Below are 1,104 nucleotides of genomic sequence, written 5' to 3'. Positions count from 1 at the left end.
ATACCAATCGGATTAAACATTAGGTCAGTTTTATCCAATCTCGGCTACAAAGTGACATCACCCGCTCCACATCGGCAATAAAGTGCTTCCAGGCCGATGTGCAGGCATCAAGGATGTCGTCGTAATCCTTGAAGCTGCGATTAGCCAACACATGCTGACGAAGCCAGCTCCATACCTGTTCAATGGGATTGAGTTCGGGAGAATAGGGAGGGAGCTTGATCAGGCTGAGATTGGGGAAGTCATCCGCACATTCCATGGTATGCCATCCGGCGCCGTCCATGATCACCACCGCATGACGACCCGGCTTTGTTCGTGCTGCAATCAGTGCCAAGTGCTGCTTCATCACCTCCCGGTTTACCAGAGGACTGAGCAAGGCTTCCGTTGTCCCGGTTGCAGGGCAGACGGCACCGAAGAGATAGACGTACTCGAATTGTTGTTGCTGAATAGCTCGGGGGCGACTGCCACGCCTGGCCCACAGTCGGGTAGTCGTATTTTGTTGACCAAACCGGGCTTCGTCCTGAAACCAGACATCGACATTGGCAAGCGCAACATGACCCGGGATGTTAAGGATCGTTTCCAGCTGGAAGTTTTTTAAAAGCTTCCTGCACCTGCCCATCCTGCTTCGGATGTCGTGAGCGACTGGTTATCCAGGAAAACCCCAGCTCTCTGAGGAGGCGGTAGACATTGGAGAGTTCATAGGCCACACCAAACTCTCGTTCGATATACGTTTGAATATCAGTACCTTGCAGTCGTCCCCCGATGGCCAGCCGGCTTTGTTGGTCGATATATTCGCTAAGCTGGGATAGCTGTTCGGCGCCGAGCTTGGCGGGTCGGCCTGGTGGACGGACACTATCCAGCCCCGCCACGCCGTGTAGCAAGAAGTTGCTCACCCATTTGTTGACACTTGTGCGGCTGACTTTGAGAAAGCGGGCAATGTCAGTTCTGGAATGACCTTCTTGAAAGTGTGCTAACGCCAGGAATCGCATGCGTTTCCTGGCGTTGGTTTCTGCCTTGGCGAGGGCCAAGAAATCGATTGGATCGGACATACTGAGTACAGTGAAACCAGAATAGAGCAATTAGATCACATCTTTAATCTGATTGGTA

Annotated in this window: 1 protein-coding gene; it reads right to left on the bottom strand. The window is 52.4% G+C overall.

Annotated features, from left to right (window positions below; all coding sequences use genetic code 11):
- Positions 1 to 19 precede the first annotated feature (19 nt).
- A protein-coding gene (locus tag MUW49_RS14515; RefSeq protein ID WP_161469620.1) for an IS630 family transposase occupies positions 20 to 1,046 on the bottom strand; the annotation gives its coding sequence in 2 pieces (ribosomal slippage) (positions 20 to 593 and positions 592 to 1,046; 1,029 coding nt in all).
- Positions 1,047 to 1,104: the final 58 nt, after the last annotated feature.

It is taken from the genome of Aeromonas sp. LsrichE-8G, from assembly GCF_022869435.1.
Lineage (GTDB): Bacteria > Pseudomonadota > Gammaproteobacteria > Enterobacterales > Aeromonadaceae > Aeromonas > Aeromonas caviae.
The sequence above is the reverse complement of the archived record's forward strand: the minus strand, read 5'-3'. Positions and strand labels throughout refer to the sequence as shown.